The organism is Streptomyces sp. NPDC051310, from assembly GCF_044455245.1.
Taxonomy (GTDB): Bacteria; Actinomycetota; Actinomycetes; order Streptomycetales; family Streptomycetaceae; genus Streptomyces.
Map to the genome: position 1 here is coordinate 1 of NZ_JBITEO010000027.1, position 18907 is coordinate 18907.

At 73.8% G+C, this 18907-nt stretch carries 13 protein-coding genes, 1 pseudogene and 1 riboswitch; of the genes and pseudogenes, 10 read left to right on the top strand and 4 right to left on the bottom strand.

What is annotated here, in order from left to right; translation table 11 throughout:
- Positions 1-364 precede the first annotated feature (364 nt).
- A complete protein-coding gene (locus ACIA79_RS29270) occupies positions 365-652 on the bottom strand; it encodes a chorismate mutase (RefSeq protein WP_399431390.1) in 288 nt (95 codons plus the stop codon).
- 309 nt (positions 653-961) lie between these two features.
- Here ACIA79_RS29270 and guaA point away from each other — a divergent pair, with 309 nt between their 5' ends.
- The 6 genes and pseudogenes from guaA (at position 962) to ACIA79_RS29300 (ending at position 10363) form a co-directional block, all read left to right on the top strand.
- Complete coding sequence (gene guaA / locus ACIA79_RS29275; RefSeq protein ID WP_399431391.1) at positions 962-2545, top strand: glutamine-hydrolyzing GMP synthase; 1584 nt, start codon at positions 962-964, stop codon at positions 2543-2545.
- 120 nt (positions 2546-2665) lie between these two features.
- A complete protein-coding gene (locus ACIA79_RS29280) occupies positions 2666-3523 on the top strand; it encodes a class II aldolase/adducin family protein (protein ID WP_399431392.1) in 858 nt (285 codons plus the stop codon).
- A 179-nt stretch (positions 3524-3702) separates the two neighbouring features.
- Positions 3703-3945, top strand: a pseudogene (locus ACIA79_RS29285) (hypothetical protein); the annotation flags it as partial.
- Between the two features lie 112 nt (positions 3946-4057).
- Positions 4058-4429, top strand: coding sequence for a hypothetical protein (locus tag ACIA79_RS29290; RefSeq protein WP_399431393.1), 372 nt, complete (start codon positions 4058-4060; stop codon positions 4427-4429).
- A gap of 7 nt (positions 4430-4436) precedes the next feature.
- Positions 4437-9602: a caspase family protein gene (locus tag ACIA79_RS29295; protein ID WP_399431395.1), complete on the top strand. Its 5166-nt coding sequence runs from the start codon at positions 4437-4439 to the stop codon at positions 9600-9602.
- Between the two features lie 233 nt (positions 9603-9835).
- Positions 9836-10363 carry a DoxX family membrane protein gene (locus tag ACIA79_RS29300; protein WP_399431396.1) on the top strand — a complete coding sequence of 176 codons (528 nt, stop codon included), beginning with the start codon at positions 9836-9838 and terminating at the stop codon, positions 10361-10363.
- A gap of 156 nt (positions 10364-10519) precedes the next feature.
- Here ACIA79_RS29300 and ACIA79_RS29305 read toward each other — a convergent pair whose 3' ends face one another.
- The gene (locus tag ACIA79_RS29305; RefSeq protein ID WP_399431397.1) at positions 10520-11839 is read right to left on the bottom strand and encodes a PspC domain-containing protein; all 1320 of its coding nucleotides are present in this window, start codon (positions 11837-11839) and stop codon (positions 10520-10522) included.
- Positions 11840-12052: 213 nt separating this feature from the next.
- On the opposite strand from ACIA79_RS29305, the gene ACIA79_RS29310 reads away from it, so the two are divergent.
- The 3 genes from ACIA79_RS29310 (at position 12053) to ACIA79_RS29320 (ending at position 15379) form a co-directional block, all read left to right on the top strand.
- Complete coding sequence (locus ACIA79_RS29310; protein WP_399431398.1) at positions 12053-13333, top strand: PspC domain-containing protein; 1281 nt, start codon at positions 12053-12055, stop codon at positions 13331-13333.
- Positions 13330-14025, top strand: a complete 696-nt coding sequence (locus ACIA79_RS29315) for a LuxR C-terminal-related transcriptional regulator (protein ID WP_399431399.1) — start codon at positions 13330-13332, stop codon at positions 14023-14025. The genes ACIA79_RS29310 and ACIA79_RS29315 overlap by 4 nt, the downstream gene beginning before the upstream one ends.
- Positions 14026-14134: 109 nt before the next feature.
- The gene (locus tag ACIA79_RS29320) at positions 14135-15379 is read left to right on the top strand and encodes an alpha/beta hydrolase (protein ID WP_399431400.1); all 1245 of its coding nucleotides are present in this window, start codon (positions 14135-14137) and stop codon (positions 15377-15379) included.
- A gap of 140 nt (positions 15380-15519) precedes the next feature.
- On the opposite strand, the gene ACIA79_RS29325 is transcribed toward ACIA79_RS29320, so the two are convergent.
- A complete protein-coding gene (locus ACIA79_RS29325) occupies positions 15520-16596 on the bottom strand; it encodes an NlpC/P60 family protein (RefSeq protein WP_399431401.1) in 1077 nt (358 codons plus the stop codon).
- A gap of 286 nt (positions 16597-16882) precedes the next feature.
- Here ACIA79_RS29325 and ACIA79_RS29330 point away from each other — a divergent pair, with 286 nt between their 5' ends.
- Positions 16883-17236 (top strand): hypothetical protein, encoded by a 354-nt coding sequence (locus tag ACIA79_RS29330; RefSeq protein ID WP_399431402.1) that lies wholly within the window; start codon positions 16883-16885, stop codon positions 17234-17236.
- 100 nt (positions 17237-17336) lie between these two features.
- On the opposite strand, the gene ACIA79_RS29335 is transcribed toward ACIA79_RS29330, so the two are convergent.
- Positions 17337-18572 carry an NlpC/P60 family protein gene (locus tag ACIA79_RS29335; RefSeq protein WP_399431403.1) on the bottom strand — a complete coding sequence of 412 codons (1236 nt, stop codon included), beginning with the start codon at positions 18570-18572 and terminating at the stop codon, positions 17337-17339.
- Positions 18571-18720, bottom strand: a riboswitch (cyclic di-AMP (ydaO/yuaA leader). It overlaps the preceding gene by 2 nt.
- Positions 18721-18907 lie beyond the last annotated feature (187 nt).

Below are 18907 nucleotides of genomic sequence, written 5' to 3' on the forward strand. Positions count from 1 at the left end.
GGGGGGGGGGGGGGGGGGGGGGGGGGGGGGGGGGGGGGGGGGGGGGGGGGGGGGGGGGGGGGGGGGGGGGGGGGGGGGGGGGGGGGGGGGGGGGGCGGGGGGGGGGGGGGGGGGGGGGGGGGGGGGGGGGGGCGCCGGGGGGCCCCGGCGCCGACCGCTTTTTCGGGTGACCGGGCTGCTGTCCCCTGCCGTCCGGTCACGCACGCTGGAGCGAGGTCCCACGACACACCCGAGGGGTGCGCCACACGCTCCAGCGGAGCCACGCGTGGTTTCTTCGGCCCGCCCCTGGCTGACACGGACAACCGATCCAACGAAGCCCGGTGCGGTGCGGTCACGCGCCGTACGGGTGAGAGCGCGCCCGAACTCAGATGCGGCCCCGGCACAGCTCCAGCATCGTCATCGCCAGCGAGGTGCCCGGCTTGCCCAGCGCCGACCGGTAGTGCGCCAGCACCTCCATCTCGCGCGCGAGGTTCACGCGGCGGCCGCCGGAGGAGATCCGGGCTTCCTGGATGACGGCCGAGATGGCCACCCGTTCCTGGATCAGGCCGATGATCCGGTCGTCGAGCGCGTCGATGCGCTCACGCGCGCCGGTGATCACCTCGGCGGCCTCGTCGGTACGGGCGCCGGTCCTGTCGGTCTGGACTGCGGTCATGGCGGGGGCTCCTCGCTGGGTGGGCGGGGCCCCGGGCGGCGACGCGGGCCGGGAAACGACAGGCGCCCCGGACCTTGTCGGCCCGGGGCGCCTGGGAAGTCGCTTGTCAGATGCTCAAGCAGCACGACCATGGCAGCCGGACGGGCCGGTGCCATAGGTAAACGCGAAGGTCGGGAGCTTGTGCATGCGGCCAGTATGGACCATCCGCCGGGCGGGGGCGGTGCGGGTTCGGATGGTGAGACGAAGGGTCTGTCGGCCACGCCGGTAGAATCGACATACAGACCCCTCCTCCGCCGGAAGGCCGCCGTAGTGTCATCAGCGAATCCCGCTGCCGCGCCCGACGCCGTACTGGTCGTCGACTTCGGCGCGCAGTACGCCCAGCTCATCGCCCGTCGCGTCCGTGAGGCCCGGGTCTACAGCGAGATCGTCCCGTCCACCATGCCGGTGGCCGAGATGCTGGCCAAGAACCCGAAGGCGATCATCCTCTCCGGCGGCCCGTCCTCCGTGTACGAGGAGGGCGCGCCGCAGCTCGACCGCGAGATCTTCGAGGCCGGCGTCCCCGTCTTCGGCATGTGCTACGGCTTCCAGCTGATGGCCACGACCCTCGGCGGCACCGTCGACAACACGGGTGCGCGCGAGTACGGCCGTACGCCGCTGCACGTCTCCAGGACCTCCTCGACCCTCTTCGAGGGCACCCCGGCCGAGCAGCCGGTGTGGATGTCGCACGGCGACGCCTGCTCCGCCGCGCCCGAGGGCTTCACCGTCACCGCGTCCACGGACGTCGTGCCGGTCGCCGCCTTCGAGAACGACGAGAAGAAGCTGTACGGCGTGCAGTACCACCCCGAGGTGATGCACTCCACGCACGGCCAGCAGATCCTGGAGCACTTCCTCTACCGCGGCGCCGGCCTCCGTCCCGACTGGACCACCGGCAACGTCATCGAGGAGCAGATCGAGGCGATCCGCGCCCAGGTCGGCGAGAAGCGCGCCATCTGCGGTCTGTCCGGCGGCGTCGACTCCGCCGTCGCGGCCGCGCTCGTCCAGAAGGCCATCGGCTCCCAGCTGACCTGCGTGTACGTCGACCACGGCCTGATGCGCAAGGGCGAGACCGAGCAGGTCGAGAAGGACTTCGTGGCGGCGACCGGCGTCCAGCTCAAGGTCGTCGACGCGCAGGAGCGGTTCCTGAAGGCGCTCGCCGGGGTCTCCGACCCCGAGGAGAAGCGCAAGATCATCGGCCGTGAGTTCATCCGGGTCTTCGAGCAGGCGCAGGCCGAGATCGTGGCCGAGGCGCCGGACGAGCACCCCGTGGAGTTCCTGGTCCAGGGCACGCTCTACCCCGACGTGGTCGAGTCGGGCGGCGGCACCGGCACCGCCAACATCAAGTCCCACCACAACGTGGGCGGGCTCCCCGAGGACCTCGAGTTCAAGCTGATCGAGCCGCTGCGCAAGCTGTTCAAGGACGAGGTCCGGATGGTCGGCGCGGAGCTGGGCCTGCCGGAGGAGATCGTCCAGCGGCAGCCGTTCCCCGGCCCGGGCCTCGGTATCCGCATCGTCGGCGAGGTCACCAAGGAGCGCCTGGACCTGCTGCGCGAGGCCGACGCGATCGCCCGCGAGGAGCTCACCGCGGCCGGCCTCGACCGCGACATCTGGCAGTGCCCGGTCGTCCTGCTCGCCGACGTGCGCAGCGTGGGCGTCCAGGGCGACGGGCGGACCTACGGCCACCCGATCGTCCTGCGCCCCGTCTCGTCCGAGGACGCCATGACGGCGGACTGGACGCGCATGCCGTACGACGTGCTGGCCAAGATCTCGACGCGCATCACCAACGAGGTGCGGGACGTCAACCGCGTGGTGCTGGACGTGACCAGCAAGCCGCCGGGCACCATCGAGTGGGAGTGATCCCCCTCCCGGGAGTGGAGTGATCCCCTCCCCAGGGCGTGAAGCCGTCGTCCCCCGAGCGGGGGCGGCGGCTTCGTCGTATGTCTGGCCAGTGGTGGTGACCGGCGGTAACGTCCCGCCATGGCCGAGCCCCCGGAGCCGACAGCCGTACCGCCCGCGCCGAACGCACCCCCGCAGGGCGTGCCCGCACCTGGCGCGCCCGTACCGCCCGCGCCCGTACCGGTCGAGCGGCTTCCGTTCGCGTTGCCGCCCCGTCACCAGTCCGCCGCCGACGAGCGGGCCCACCGCAAGGAGCGGCTGGCAGGGGCGCTGCGCGTCTTCGCGCGGTTCGGGTACGAGGACGGCGTCTCCGGGCACATCACGGCGCGCGACCCCGAGCTGGCCGACTGCTTCTGGGTCAATCCCTTCGGGGCGCCGCTCGCCGGGCTCACCGACCGGGACCTGCTCCTGGTCAACGGCGACGGGCAGGTGGTCGAGGGCGGCGAGCGGGTCAACCAGGCCGCCTTCGCGGTGCACGCCGAGGTGCACCGGGCCAGGCCCGAGCTGGTCGCCGTCGCGCACGCCCACGCGCCCTACGGGCGGGCGCTGGCCGCGCTCGGCGAGCTGATCGAGCCGATCACGCAGGAGGCGTGCGCCTTCTACGAGGACCACGTGCTGTACGACGCGTACACCGGTGTGGCCGTGGACGCGGGGGAGGCACGGCGGATCGCCGCCGCGCTCGGCGGGCGCAAGGCGGTGATCCTGCGCAACCACGGGCTGCTGACGGTCGGCGACTCGGTCGACGCGGCGGCGTGGTGGTTCATCGCGATGGAGCGGTGTGCCCAGGTGCAGCTGGCCGCGCGGGCGGCGGGGAGGACGGTGCCGATCGCGCACCGGGACGCGGTGGCGACGCGCGAACAGCTCGGGAGCGACCTGGCCGCTTGGGTGAGCTACCAGCCGCTGTGGCGGCAGGCCGGTGCGCCCGCGGGCCCCGGCTGAGACCGGGTCCGGGGGCGGGTCGCGGCGCCTGCCGCTCGCCGGCCGCCACCACGCCCGGCAGCGCGTCCGCCGCCACGTGGCGGTCCGACCGGCGGCCGCGGCGCCTCCGCGCGTGGCAGGCGTCACCGTAGGACGTCAATGCGCGGCTCCGCCTTTCACTCCGACGAGAGGTGGGTCCGGGTGACGGCATCGAGATCCGCGGCGCCGGCTTCGTACCGCCCGGTGCCGCGAGCCCCGGGCACCTCATCCGGATGGTCGTCCGCATCGGAGCCGTCCACGTCAAGGTCCCGCTCGTGCCCTCCCCGGGCGGCTTCGCCGGCCCGACGGACACCGCCCCGACCGTCCCCGTCCCCAGGGAGGTGGCGCCGGGCTGGACCGACGTCCAGGTCGTCACCGCGTCCGGAGCGGTGACCAGCCGGTGATCGTCGATGTGACGGCATGACAACCTCCGGTTTCCTGGCGGAAGTTGGGGCGGTCTCCGTACGATCGCCGGAGTCAGGACGATGACGTCGACGAAGGGAACGTGGGCACGGCATGACGGTGTACAGCGGTGACGACAGGAAGCCGGTACGGCCGGCGCGCGAGCTGGAGATCCTCGTCGACGGCGAGGGCGTCGACTCCTCGGCCGAGGTCGTCTTCAAGGGCCGGCGCGGGGTGCGGGACGTCGCCGCGGTGTCCGTGGCCACGGAGCACTTCCGGGAGAGCGTGGAGAGGAACGTCGCCGCGCTGCGCGAGATCTTCGAGCGGGTCGCCGAGCCCGGCTCGGCGTTCCCGCTGCGCGAGGTGCAGGTCTCCTTCGAGGTGTCCGCCAAGGGCGGCTTCCAGCTCATCGGCACCAGCGAGGTGCAGGGCAAGGGAGCCATCACCCTGGTGTTCCAGGCGCCCGACAGCCGCACGGCCGGCTGAGCCGGGGATGGGGGCCCACCGCGCACTCCTGCTCTTCGTCCCCGCCTACGAGAACTGGCCGGACCTCTCCTACCTCCGCGACGAGTACGCGCAGGTGGCCGAGGCCCTCGCCGACCAGGGGTACGAGATCGAGCCGGACAGCGGCTGCGACGATCCGACGTCCGGTGTGCTGAGCCGGCGCATCGAATCCTTCCTCGCCGGCGCGCGACGCGGTGAGCACCTCGTCGTCTACCTCAGCGGCCACGGCTTCGAGCACGGCGGCAAGCACTGGTTCGCCGGAGCGGACTCCGTCCCGTCGTCGGCGGGCGGGGTCAACGCGCTGAAGCAGACCAACGTCGACCTGGACGACGGCTGGGGTGACCCGGTCAACGCCAGCCGGGCCGAGAAGGTCCTCTTCGTCGTCGACGCCTGCCGCGACCGCGACCCGCGCGACAGTGCCGCCGGCGGGCCGCTGTACGACGCCCCGCGCGGCACCGACAAACTCGGCTTCCTGATGGCCTGCGAGCCGGCGGAACAGGCCGCCGTCGGCGGGACCGAAGGCGCCCCCGGGGGCCGCTACAGCCTCTTCACCCAGGCGCTGCGGGAAGTGCTGGCCGACGCCCGCGGAGACCTCCGCGGCGAGGCCCTCATGGGGCGGCTGGCCGACGCCATGGACGACCTGCGCGCCCGGCAGCCCCACCCGCTGCCGCGCCAGCGGCCCGTTCTCGGCGAGGGTTCCGGCGGGCGGCTCTTCCCGCTGCTGCCCGTCCGCGAGCAGCCGCACCGCGTGCGCGAGCAGCGGATACGGGACCACGAGGCATGGCGCCGGGTGGCCGACCGGGCCGAGGCCGAGGCGTACCGCGACGAGGTGCTGACCGTGCTCGGCAACCTCCGGACCTGGCTGGAGCAGGCGCCGCCCCGGGTGCAGGACGACCCGTGGCTCGACTGGGAGGCCGACCAGCGGGCGGCGGGCCGGCTGTCGGAGCTGATCCGCGCCCTGCCGCGGGAGGTGCGCTTCTCCGCGGCCGAGGCGGCGCTGCTCGCACTGGCCCCCGCGCTCTACCACGGCTTCCGGGTCAAACTAGTGTCGCGCGCCGACCGGGACCTGGCCGACGAGTGGTCCCCGTACCCGCGGCTGCAGCGGCAGACCGACACCACCGTCGACGCCCGGCGGCGCAAGCGGGACCGGGACGTCGTCACGGCCTGGGTCACCCACCGGACCCACGGCAGGCCGGGCGACTTCCACCGGCACACGGGCGAGTGCTCGACCTTCATGCGCCGCATGCTGCGGAGCACCGACGAACTGACCGAGCTGTGCACCAGCCAGCGGATGGGGCGGCTGTTCCAGGTGATGCAGCACGGCGGCGAGGTGCTGACCGACCTCCTCGCGGCCCCGCCGGACGGCGCCGACGCGGAAGTGCGCCTGGAGGTCGTGGGGCCGCTGCTGTGCGCCGCGCAGATCATGGCGCTGGACACCGACGAGCTCCCGGTGGTCCTCGTCGAGCACATCGGCGGCACCGACCGGATCGGCCTCGCCCACGTCCGCCGGGCGGTCGACGAGGCGGAATGGATCATCCCGTCCGCCGGGGACGCCTCGGGCGGGATCGTGCGGCTGCGCGCCGCGTGCGACTACCCCGCGCTGATGGCCGCGTTCCAGGAGCACGTGACGGCCCTGGACCGGCTGCTCTGCGGCGACCTCGACCGGCGCCGGCTGCCCGGCCTGCCGCTGCGCGCGTCGGACGTCGAGGTGCGGCCGGTGCAGGACCCCGGGTCGGGCCGGCCCAAGTTCCTGCCGGTCGTGCGGCGGTTCGAGCTCGACGGGACCAAGGTGCGCGAACTGCTGGTGGGGGAGCAGCTGTACCAGGAGCGGCACTTCGCCCTGCGGGAGCTGTACCAGAACGCCATGGACGCGTGCCGGGTCCGCTGGGCGCGCCAGGAGCGCCTGGCCGCGGAGCGGGGCGACGAGCGGACCTGGGCCGGGCGCATCACGGTCTCCCAGGGCGTCGACGGCAACCGGATGTACCTGGAGTGCGTCGACAACGGCTCGGGCATGGGGCGCGTCGAACTCCTGCAGGCGTTCGCCCAGGGCGGCGTCCGCCTGGCCGATCTCCCGTCGTTCCAGGAGGAGCGGCAGATCTGGGAGGACCTGGGGATCACGTTCCAGGAGAACAGCCGCTTCGGCATCGGCGTGCTCAGCTACTTCATGCTCGCCGACGAAGTGGAGGTCACCACCCGGAAGTTCGACTCCCGGCGCGAGGAGGGGCCCCTGCTCAAGGTCACGATCGCCGGGCCCGACCACCTCTTCCAGGTGACCAGCAGCGAGGAGGAGACCACGTTCTGCGACGACCCCTGCGGAACGCGGGTGCGCTGGTGGCTCAGGGAGGACGCCACGGACCTGTCCTGCGTGCAGGTGCTGCGCTCGGTCCTGGGTGTCGCGGAGTTCCACACGGAGGCCCGCTACCGGCCGGCGAACGGACCCGGTGACGATGACACCTGGCTCCCCGGCGAGTACCGCAGCCGGCTCAACACCGGCCCCCACGCCGTCATCTCCGCCGGCGGCGCCGTGGTCGCCGACGACAAGGCGGAGGTCTTCTGGTGCGAGGAGGGCGGGGCGCTGCTCGTGGACGGCATCGCCGTCGACGGCCGCTGGTTCACCACTGACCGCCGCACCGGTGAGCGGCGCGTCGCCGACAGGATGGACGTGCGCGGTGCGGTGATCAACCTCAAGGGCCGTGCCATCAAGGGCGAGGGAGACCCGCGGGCACCCCGCCTGTCCGTGGACCGCCGCCACGTCGTCGACGACGTCACGGGCACCGTCTTCGCCCTCCTGCGCAGGAAGCAGGCGGCGAGCCGGCTCGCGGAGAGCGAGGTGCTCACCGAGCGGTGGCTGAGCGAGATCACCCGGACGGCTCCCCGGCTGGCCGATGCCGTGGTGGAGGGGCTCATCGCACGCCGGGCGCAATGCCAGCTCGACGGCGCCGTGATCGACATGGCCCGCACGGGCTACTTCACCGGGGACCGTGAGCTCAGGAACAGCTGGCTCCGCGGTTTCACCTCGCGATCAGGGCGCATGTCGTACGAGGCGTCCTGGAGCCCGACGATGCCGGAGCACATCCTGTTGTGGCGGCTCGTCGCGCACTTCGCCGACGACGTGCGCGCCGCGCTGGGCGAGGAGCTCTGCCCGCCGGACCTCACCACGGCGGCGCTGCGGCCGGCGCTGCCTTCGGACGGCGTCGTCCTCGGGTTCGAGGACGCCACCGGTGGTGTGAGCTGGGACCGTGAGCCCCTGCCCGGGGCGCTGCTCGCCTACGCCGAAGAAGTGCACGAGACGTACGAATGGGTCGTCGCCCGGCTCGACGAGCTGGGCCGGCCCCCGCGCCACCGGCTGCCGGTCACGGATGTGCCGCTGCCCTCCCTTCGCATCGTTCTGAGCAGGGACGCCGACGGCGCGTTCCCCTTCCTCATCCCCGGTGAGCAGGTCAGCGCACGGCACGTCCTGAAGGCACTCGACGGCACCGAGCTGTCGCCGGCCGAGATCCTGGACCTGCTGGAGGACCTGGGGCTCGATGTCCGGCCGTGCACGGCGCTGCGGGACCCCGGAAGCGCGGAGGCGGTCACCCTGCGGCGGCTCCTGAGCCGCCAGCTGAACGGCGCCCCACCGTGGGTACCCGTCTCCGGGCGGAGTTCCGACCGGTCGGAGCACTTCGTCGCCGCCGCCAAGGAGACCGGGATGAGCGTGCCGGAGATCCGGGCGGTGTTCGAGACCCAGGGAGAGCTTCCCGGGCCCGACGACGTCTCGGCCGTATCGGGAAGGTGGCCCAGTCCGTGGCCGGAGGAGGGCAGCGGCCGCCGCGTGGCCGGGCTGCCCTTCGTCCACCGACTGGCGAGGCTCAACTCCACCACCCCCCGGGACGCGGCGCTCCTCCTGCAGGCGCATGGATACGAGGTGCCCGAGACGCCGGAGGACGACCCGGTACCGGACCACGCCGAACTGCTGACGCTTCCGCTGTACGACGGCTCCCCCCTCGATCTCAACCTCCCCGCGACGCTCGTGGACCTGCACGTGCTGGCGGTCCAGACGGACGCCACCTTGTACGAGGTCAGGGACCGGCTGCGGTCGCTGTCCGTCCAGGTGCCCGACCAGGCCCTCCCCGCCACGCTCGGTGATGACGACCAGGTGCTCCTGACGCAGGTGACGACCGGTGGCGGCCGGAGCCGCCGGGGACTCGATCCGCGGCGCCCCGTCCCGCTCGCCCATGTCGCCATCTGCGCGGCGCGCCTCGGCACCACGGTGGTCAAGGCGCGCGCCCTGCTGGCCGAGCTCGGTATGACGGTCGACCCCGTCCCCGATCCGGAGCCCGAGTGGTTCGGGCTCCAGGAGGAGGTGCGGCTCTCCGTGCCGTGGATCCCGTACGGACCGGGGGACACCGGGTCCGTGGTGCCCCTCGCCCACCTGATCTGTGTGTCCGCCGACAACGGCTGGACCATGGAGGAGACGGCCGAGCGGCTGCGCGTACGCGGCCTGAACGTGCCGGAGGCGCCCGGCGGGGCGTGGGAGGCTCCGGCCGACGAGGACCTCTGCCTGCTGAGCCACAGCTACGACCGGCGGCAGACATGGCTGCCTCCGGACCTGCCCGTGCCCACGCAGCACGTCGTGAAGAAGGCCAGGGAGACGGGGATGTCCGTCGGCGCGGTCAGGAACCGCCTCCTGCAACTGGGCTGCACGGTCTTCGGCAGGGACACCACCTACGCCGCCGCCGTTGTCGCCGAGGACACCCTTCTGCTCCGGCTGGGCGGCCGGGACGCGTGGGTGGAGGACATCCTGGAGAAGGGCCCCGTTCCCGCGGCGCACGTGTGGACGACCGCGTACCAGAGCAACGGCACGGTGCTCGAAACGGCCGACCGGATGCGCGCCGCCGGGCTGACGCTGCAGGACGCCGTGTATCCCGACGAGCACCCGAGGGAGCGGGACATGCTCCTGCTCCAGGAGAACGCCGCCGTCAACGGTGACGTGCTGCCGCTCGACGAGACGGTCGGACTGGAGCACCTGCTCGTCGCGGCGCACCGCCTGCGCACCGACGTCACCACCGTCGCCGCGCGGCTGAAGGACCTCGGCATGGATGTTCCGGATGTCGCCGCGGCCGTGCGGCGGGCGTGGGCGCTCGTGCCGCGGGCTCCCGGGCCGGCGGACTGACCGCGGCCGGCCGCCGGACCGACGGCGGCCGGCCGCGCTCGGCTCGGTCGTCCTTCCTGGAGGCGGCCGGGCCGGGGCGGCGCATGGGGGACGCGCGGATCGCGTGCGATCGGGTTGAACGCGATCGGGGTTGCACCCCCGATCGGGTTGAACGCGATCGGACGCGCTTGCGTATCCCCGGATGCGGCCGGGGAGCGACAATCGTCCCTCGGAGCCATGGGCGGAGGCGGGCGATGGGTGGGCACACGTACCGGTCGGGAGCGGTCAACGGGACCGCCGGCGACGAGCCGCGGGGCGGCCTGCGGGCGATCGCCTCGCGCTACGCCCTGCTCCCGCTGCGGATCTTCCTCGGCGTCACGTTCGTCTACGCCGGGCTCGACAAGCTGACCGACGACCGCTTCATGGCGGCATCCGGCACCGGATCGGTGGGTGAGCTCATGCGCTCCGTGCGCGACTCCTCCGCCGTGCCCTGGCTCGTCGACCTGGCCCTCAAGAACCCCGAGGCGTTCGGGCAGGCGATCGCCTTCGGCGAGCTGGCCGTGGGCATCGGCACCCTCGCAGGGCTGTTCGCGCGGCTCGCCGCGGCCGGCGGGGCGTTGATCTCGCTGAGCCTGTGGCTGACCGTGAGCTGGCAGTCCGACCCGTACTACTACGGCAACGACCTGGCCTACCTCATGGCATGGCTGCCCCTGGTGCTCGCCGGGGCGTCCGTGCTCTCCGTCGACGCGGCCCTCGCCGCGCGCCGCCGCCGCAGCCGGTAGGCGATCCAGGTCGCCGTCGCCGCCAGCCACAACCCGCCGCAGAGCAGCGGCACCACGGCGTACCACGGCGTCCGCCAGGATCCCGCGGCATCACCGGCGTACAGCGCCGCGATGGCCATGCCGGTCGCGCCCGCTATCAGCCGGCCCGGCCGGAACTCATGAAGCAGCACGGGTGACCTCCACGTGTCCGAGCGCCATTTCGAGGGTCAGCTCCAGCGTGCCCGCCGGGGACGTGCCCCGCGGAGGCACGAGCGTACGCGTCGTCTCCCGTCCCGGAGCGATGTCGATGTCGCCCGCCGGGTCGGTGGGCAACCGCACGTCGCCGAGGGCCACTTCGGCACGCACCCGCACCGTCACGTCCCTCGGCACGACCACCTTGAGCTGCCCGGCGCCCATCTCGGCGGCGGTGCGCACGGACTGCCGGGGCGGGACGGCCAGCCGGGACAGGTCCAGGGTGCCGACCCCGGTGCCCAGTTCGTACCGCGGCCGCACGTCCGCGACGGTGGCCGGCCGCCACTCGGTACGCATCCACTCCGTGTCGATCTGCCGGGGTATCAGTGACGCGCCGGCCAGCAGCAGTGCCGTGACCACCGTCATGAAAACCGTGCCCAGGCCGGTCCGGCCGAGGAAGGAGCTGACCGCGAGCCCGAGCCCGAACACCCCCAGCGCGCAGGCGAGCCCCGTCTGCAGGCACGTACCGAGCGGTTGCGACCCCCACGGCAGGCTCGTCCCGAGCGCGCCCGCCAGCAGGGCCAGCAGCAGCACCGGGCCGCCGAGGGAGCGCGGGCCGCGGGCGGCGGCGGGCGGGGGCGGCGCCCAGGCGGCCCTGCCGCGGCGCCGGAGCAGCGCGTCCTCCACGCCCACCGCGTCCTCGGGCCCCCACAGGTAGCCCAGCGCGACCGGCCCGGTCGTACCGTCCTTGATGATCGGGTCCCGCCACCACGACGGGGCCGCCGGGGGCGGCGGCGCCTGCGTCTCCGGCGGCGCCTCGGCGGCCGCGTGCGCCGCCGCCGGGTACAGCGGCACCTCGGCGTCGACCGCGAGCCTGCGCCGCTGCGACCAGACGGCCGCGCCGCTCACGGCTATCACCAGCAGCAGCGCGAAGGAGATCGTGCCGCTGCTGCCCAGCATGGACAGGAACAGCCCGCAGCCGACCAGGGCCATCAGCACCGCGGTGAGCGACGCCCCGTCCACCCGGCCCGACAGCAGCCTCCGCGCCTCGTTCTCCTCCTCGCCCTCCGCCGTGATCACCAGCCAGGCGAAGCCGTAGAACACCAGGCCCAGCCCACCGGTGACGGCGAGCACGCCGATCACGACCCTGAAGATCACCGGGTCCAGGTCGAAGTGGCGCCCGAGCCCGCCGCACACCCCGGCCACCATCTTGTGCCGCGGTGAGCGGCGCAGCGGAGGGTGGGCGGCGGCGGGTGCCCGCCGGGCCTCCTCGGAGGCGGGCGGAGCGGGCGGCGTGCTCGTCATGCGTCCATGGTGGCGGGCGGCGCGCCCGGGCGGCACCCGGGATGACCCTGGCCGTTCCCTGATCCTTCCCGGACACCGCCTCGCCCGACGCCGCGTTCCCCGCGACGGCGGCCGGGACCGGGGACCGGCCGACGGCCCGTCCGGGGAGGTCTCAGGGGCGAGTAGGGGCCGACCCTGATGTCCGCGCGCCCCGCGGCGTGTGACGATCGGACCATGCCAGTCGCCGCCCGCGTCCGCCCGCCCGAGACCGACGAACCGCCCCTGCGCAAGCTGTACCGCAGCGCCGACGGGCGGATGCTCGGCGGTGTCGCGCGAGGGCTCGCCGGGCACCTCGGACTGCCCGTCATCTGGGTGCGGCTGGTCTTCTTCGCCCTGTTCCTGGCCGACGGCCTCGGCGTGCTGCTCTACGCCGTCTTCTGGATCGTCGTCCCGCTCGGCGTCGGGGGCAGGACCTCCGAACCGCGCTCGCTCTTCGAGACCACCGCCGACGGCCGGCGCCGGCTCCGCAAGCCCGACAAGGGCCAGACCGTCGCCCTCGTGGCGCTGATGATCGGCGCCGCCGTCTTCGTCGGCAACGTCGATCTGGGCGGCGACGCCAACCGCTACGTGTGGCCCATCCTGCTCGTCGGTGTCGGCGTGGTCCTGGTGTGGCGTCAGGCGGACAACGCCCGCCGGGCCCGCTGGACGGAGTCCGGCCGCAACAAGCGCCTGTTCCAGCTGGCGCGCGGGGTGGCGGGGGTCGCGCTCGTCGGCATGGGCCTGGCCGTCTTCATGGTGGTGCGCGGCTCGGCCGCCCAGCTGGGCACCGCGCTCACCGCCGCGATAGCGGTCCTGGCCGGCATAGCCCTGCTCGCCGGGCCCTGGCTGGTGCGGATGTCGCAGGACCTCTCCGAGGAGCGCACGATGCGCATCCGCGCCCAGGAGCGCGCGGAGGTCGCCGCGCACGTCCACGACTCCGTCCTGCACACCCTCACCCTGATCCAGCGCAACGCCGACGACCCCGGCCAGGTCCGCCGCCTCGCCCGCGCCCAGGAACGGGAGCTGCGCAACTGGCTGTACAAGCCGGAGGGCACCGGCAAGGACGACGAGGAGGGGGAGCCGGAGACGCTCGCCGAGGCCGTGAAGCGGACCGCGGCCGAGGTCGAGGACAAGCACGGCGTGCCCCTGGAGGTGGTGGTCGTCGGAGACTGCCCGCTGGACGAGAAGCTGACCGCGCAACTGCAGGCCGCGCGCGAGGCGATGGTCAACGCCGCCAAGTACGGTGGCGAGGGCGGGGCCGTACAGGTGTACGCGGAGGTCGAGGGCCGTACGGTCTTCGTGTCCGTACGGGACAGGGGGCCGGGGTTCGACCTGGACGCGGTGCCCGGGGACCGGATGGGCGTACGAGAATCGATCATCGGCCGGATGCAGCGCAACGGCGGCACCGCGCGGCTGCGGTCGGTGCCCGGGGACGGCACCGAAGTGGAGCTCGAAATGGAGAGGGCGGACGCATGACCGAGGAGACGACGGCTGCGACGGACGGCGAGCGCCGGGTACGGGTGGTGCTCGTCGACGACCACCGGATGTTCCGCACCGGGGTCCGGGCCGAGATCGGCCGGACCGAGACGACCGGGGTCGAGGTGGTCGGGGAGGCGGCCGACGTCGACCAGGCCGTCGGCGTGATCACCGCGACCCGCCCGGAGGTCGTCCTCCTCGACGTCCACCTCCCCGGCGGCGGCGGGGTCGAGGTGCTGCGCCGCTGCGCGCCGCTGATGGCGGACACCGAGCGTCCGGTCCGCTTCCTGGCGCTGTCCGTCTCGGACGCCGCCGAGGACGTCATCGGCGTCATCCGGGGCGGCGCCCGGGGGTACGTCACGAAGACGATCACCGGGACCGATCTGGTCGACTCGGTCTTCCGCGTCCAGGAGGGCGACGCGGTGTTCTCGCCGCGGCTGGCCGGCTTCGTGCTGGACGCCTTCGCCTCCACCGACGCACCGCCGGTCGACGAGGACCTGGACCGGCTCACCCAGCGGGAGCGCGAGGTCCTGCGGCTGATCGCGCGCGGATACGCGTACAAGGAGATCGCCAAGCAGCTGTTCATCTCGGTGAAGACGGTCGAGTCGCACGTCTCGGCGGTGCTCAGGAAGCTCCAGCTGTCCAACCGGCACGAGCTGACCCGCTGGGCGACGGCCCGCCGCCTCGTCTGACGGGGCCCCGGGGGCCCGGGCGCCCTGGGCGGCAGCCGGGGCCTATGTGAGGTAACCGGTACATAACCGTGGCAACCCGCGCGGCTCCGGGCCCCTCCTACTGTCCGTGATGAGCCTGACGGGTACGCCCTTCTTCGTGACCACGATCGTGCTGGCCGTGGTCGCGGTGCTCCTGCCGCTGGCCCTGTGGACCCGGCTGCGGGGCCCGGCGGTCGTGCGCGGCGCGGCCCGGCTGGGCATGGTGGCGTTCGCGCAGTTCACGGCGATCCTCGTGGTGTTCGTCGCGGTGAACAACAACAACACCCTGTACGACAGCTGGGGCGACCTGTTCGGTACCACCGACCACGTCGACTCCGCGATCGACCTCGGCCCCGACGGCACGGGCGGCCGGCGCGTCGCCGACCTGCCGAAGGTCCGCCAGTCCTTCGAGGCCGTGGACGACCCCGCCCTGGGCAGCGGCGTGCAACGCACCACCCTGAAGGGCCGGATCTCGGGGGTGGAGGCGGAGGTGTACGTGTGGCTGCCGCCGCAGTACCACGATCCGGCGTACCGGGACAGGAAGTTCCCGGTCGTCGAGCTGCTCTCCGGCTTCCCCGGCTCGCCGAAGTCCTGGTTCGGCAGTCTGCACGCGAGCGAGCAGCTGGAGCCGCTCATGCGGCAGGGCAAGGTCGCCCCGTTCATCCTGGTCTCCCCGCGCTCCACGCTGCTCGGCGACACCGACACCGGCTGCGCCAACATCCCCGGCAAGGTCAACGCCGCGTCGTGGCTGAGCGTCGACGTGCGCAAGATGGTCGTCGACACCTTCCGCGCGGTCGACACGCCCGACGGGTGGGCCGTCGCCGGCTTCTCGGCGGGCGCGCACTGCGCCGCGAAGCTGACGCTCGCGCACCCGGACCGTTACGGCTACGCGATCAGCATGTCCGGCTACAACGACCCGGGTGCCGAGGCGTCGTCGCTCACCGGCAAGGACCCGCGGCTGCGGCACGACCACAACCCGCTGACCATCCTCAAGGCGGCGCCGGTACCGCCGCCGGTCACCCTGCTGTTCACCGGGGACGGGCGCGACGGGTACCAGCAGGGCCTGGACCTGCGGGCCGTCTCCCGGCCGCCGACCCGGATCGACGTGCGCCAGGTCGCGGGCGGCCACCGTACGAGCACCTGGGTGCGGGAGGTGCCGTCCGTCTTCGAGTGGCTGACGATGCGGATGCGCGAGGCGTCGGCGGACAGCGGCCCGTACACCGGCGGGGGTGCCGGCGAAGGCGGCGACGAGGGCTTCGGGGGAGGCGCCGGGGGCCGGCTCGTGGGCGGTCACGCCGCCGGCGAGGTGCCAACCTCCTCCCGCACGCGCCGGTAGGCGGCGCGGGACCCGGACCTGGGCCGGACCCGGGCCGGGACCGCGGCTTCCGTTCCGCGGGCGGTGTCCGGCGGCGGTGTTCCAGCAGGCGGTGTGCGGTGGCGTGGCGGTGTCCGGCGGCGCGTCGACGAGCGCCGGGGCTACGCGACCCGCGTCGCCCCGGCCCAGGGCATGTCGTCGATCGGGGCGATCCGTACGGGCGCGCCGGGCCGAGGGGCGTGGATCATCCTGCCGCCGCCGATGTAGAGGCCGACGTGGCTGATGCCGGAGTAGAAGAACACCAGGTCGCCGGGGGCGAGTGCGGAGCGGGGGATCCGCTGCCCGGCGTTGATCTGGGTGTACGTGGTGCGCGGCAGAAAGACCCCGGCGGAGCGCCAGGCGGCCTGGGTCAGGCCGGAGCAGTCGTAGGCCGACGGCCCGGTCGCCCCCCACACGTACGGCTTGCCGAGAGCGCCGTACGCGTACGAGACCGCCTGGGCGGCGCGTGCGTTCGGCGCCCGGACGGGGCCGCGCGGGGCGGCGTCGCGTGTGGCGCGGTCGCCGGTCCGGTCGCCGGCGGCGTCCGCACCGCTGTCGCCCCGGGCGTACGCGGCGCGCTCGGCCGCGGTGAGCCGCGCGAGGAGCTTCTCGGCGGCGGCGAGCTTGCCCCGGATCGCGGACTTGTGGCGGCTCAGCTCCGCCCGGCGGGCCTCCAGTTCCCGCAGGTGCCCTCCGGACTCGGCCCGTACCTGTGCGATCTCGGCCAGCTCGTGGCGGACGGCGGCGACCGCGTCGGCCTGGCGGTCGCCGGCCAGCCGGGCGAAGGCGGCGCTGTCGAGGTACCTGTCCGGGTCGGCGGAGAGGGCGAGCTGGAGGACCGGCCCGAGACCGAGGCCGCCGTCGCGGTACTGGGCGGTGGCGATCGACCCCAGGCCGTTGCGGGCGGCGTTGAGCCGCTCGGTGCGGCGGGCGGCCTCGTCGCGCAGCGCGTCGAGCGAGGCGCGGGCCTCGTCGGCCTTCTCCTTCGCGCCGTTGTACCGCTCGGTGGCCTCCTCGGCCTCCTGGTGGAGCCGGTCCACCCGGGCCCTGACCTGGGCGGGGGTGAGGCGGGGATCGGCGTGCCCGGCGCCCTCCAGGACGGTGGCGGTGGCCGCTCCGGCGAGCACCAGGGTGAGGGCGGTGCGGCCGGCCGCCGATCCGCTCAGCGGGCCCTGTCTCTGTTTGCGGTGCGCTGCCACGGGGGCGGTCCCTTCCCGTCGGTAGGTCGGCGGGGTGGCCGGCTGCCGCCCGGGAGTAGGGAGGCGGCGGTGGGGAGAGCCGGCCACCTGGGGGAGGACGCTAAACCCGGGCGTCACGGGGCTGGGGGAGAGTGACCGTTATTGGCCGCAGGTGAGAGTTCCGGGGCGGGATGCGAGGGCGGCGCTGCACCTGGAATCCCGCATTCCGTATCAGCCGTGACCGATGCGACGAATGAGCCCACCCTGACCGGAAGTGCGTGCTATGGCCCCGGTTAGGCTCCGGCCCATGGACGTACTCATCAATGTCTTCGTCGCGCTGCACATCATCGGCATCGCCTCCCTCCTGGGCGGCTTCCTCACCCAGATGAAGGGCATGGGCGCGGGCACGGCGCGCTTCACGCCCGCCATGCTGCACGGCGCGCTGACCATGCTGATCACCGGCGTGGCACTGGTGGGGCTGAACCAGGCGGACGACCAGACCGTGAACAACCTCAAGATCGGCGTGAAGCTGGCGATCCTGGTCGTCATCCTCGGCCTGGTCTACGTCAAGCGGGACGAGGAGCGGGTGGAGAAGGGCCTCTTCGGCGCCGTCGGCGGTCTGACCGTGGCCAACGTCTTCATCGCGACGCTCTGGACGTGATCCCCGCCGCCCCGGCCCGCCGGCCCCCTGCACGGGCCGCGGGCAGGGCGCCGGCCGGGGTGCCGGGCGGTGCTCCGGTCGTGGTGCCGGGCGGGGCCGTTCAGGCCGGGCGCACGCTGCCGTGGACCGGCAGGTAGTAGATCGACTCCTCGCGGACGTTCGCCCCGGGCCCGGGCGCGTGGACCATCATGCCGTCGCCAAGGTAGATGCCCACGTGGCTGATGTCGTCGTAGAAGAACACCAGGTCGCCGGGGCGCAGGTCCTCCATGGCGACGGGTGTGCCGGACTCGGCCTGCTCGCGGGTGGTGCGCGGGAGGTCGACGCCCGCCGCCTTCCACGCGGCCTGGGTCAGCCCGGAGCTGTCGTACGAGCTCGGGCCGGTGGCGCCCCGGACGTACGGCTTGCCGATCTGGGCGCGGGCGAAGGCCAGCACCTTGTCCGCCTTGGCGGCGTAGCCGCCGTCGGTCGTACCGCCGCCTGCCGGCCCCGGCTCCTCCCCCTGAGCCGGCCGCGGGTCCGGCTCCTCCTGCTCCCGGCACGCGCGGGCCGCCTCCGCCGCGGCGCGCGCCTCCTCCTCCGCCCGGGCCTTCTCCCCGGCCCGGCACCGGGCGTCCGCCGCGCGCTCCCGCTCCAAGCGCACCAGCCGTGCCTGCTCCCCGGTCGTCAGCTGCGCCAGCAGGGCGCGCGCCTCGGCCAGCTTCCGCTGCACGGTCTCCTTGCCGGCCTGGAGGGACGCCTGGGAGTCGGGCAGCGCCTCCGGGCTCCTGGTCACATCGGCCTGCTGCCCGGTCGCCGCGGTCCGGTGCTCCAACGGCTCGGCCGCCTCGGCCTGCTGCCCGGTCGCCGCGGTCCGCTGCGTCCTGGACCCGGTGAGCTGCTCGTGCTGCGGCCCGGTGGGGCGTCCCGCCGCCGGCGTGCGGTCGGCGAACGGCTGCGGCTCCTCCGCGAGGAGCAGGGCCGCGCTCGGGGTCGCCCCGCCCGAGCGGTGCCGTGCCGCCGCGTAGGCGCCCCGTACGCGGCGGGACTCGTTCAGGGCCTGCGTACGCTTCGCGGCCTCGTCGAGCATGCCGTCACCCGCGCGCCGCCGCTGCTCGCCGGCCTCCCTGGCCTTGGTGTACTGCTGCGTCGCGGTGCCGGCCTGCCGGTAGAGGTCGTCGACCTTCCGCTCCACCTCTTCGACCGACGGGCGTCCCGGCACGGCGCCGGCGGACTGCGCGGACAGCAGGGTGGTGACCGAGGCGATGGCGGCCGTCGTGACCCCGACGGCGGGGGAGCTGGTACCGAACGTGCGGGTGGTGCGGCTGCGCGGCTTGCGATGCGACGCCAAGGCCGGCATCTCCTTCCGTGGACCGCCTACCGGGTCAGCCGGCGGGTTCGGGCGAACGGAAGGTGCCCTACGGTCCGCGGTCACGGCCGATTCACCCCACGGTGCATGGTGGGTTCCCGGTTCCGAACTCCCATGGCGGGGAGGGCGGATGCGGCGTGGGCGGCCGATCGGCGTGGTTCGCCGATGAGGGGACGGTCCGCTTGGGCAGGCACGCTAGCCAACCTGTGGCGGTGCTGTGAAGGATGATGTTCGATATGTCGGATACATTTTCGTGACCTTCGATTACTGTGCGGTAGGGGTGACCGAACGTGAGGGAGGCGGTTCGGCCACGGCTGTCAGTGGGG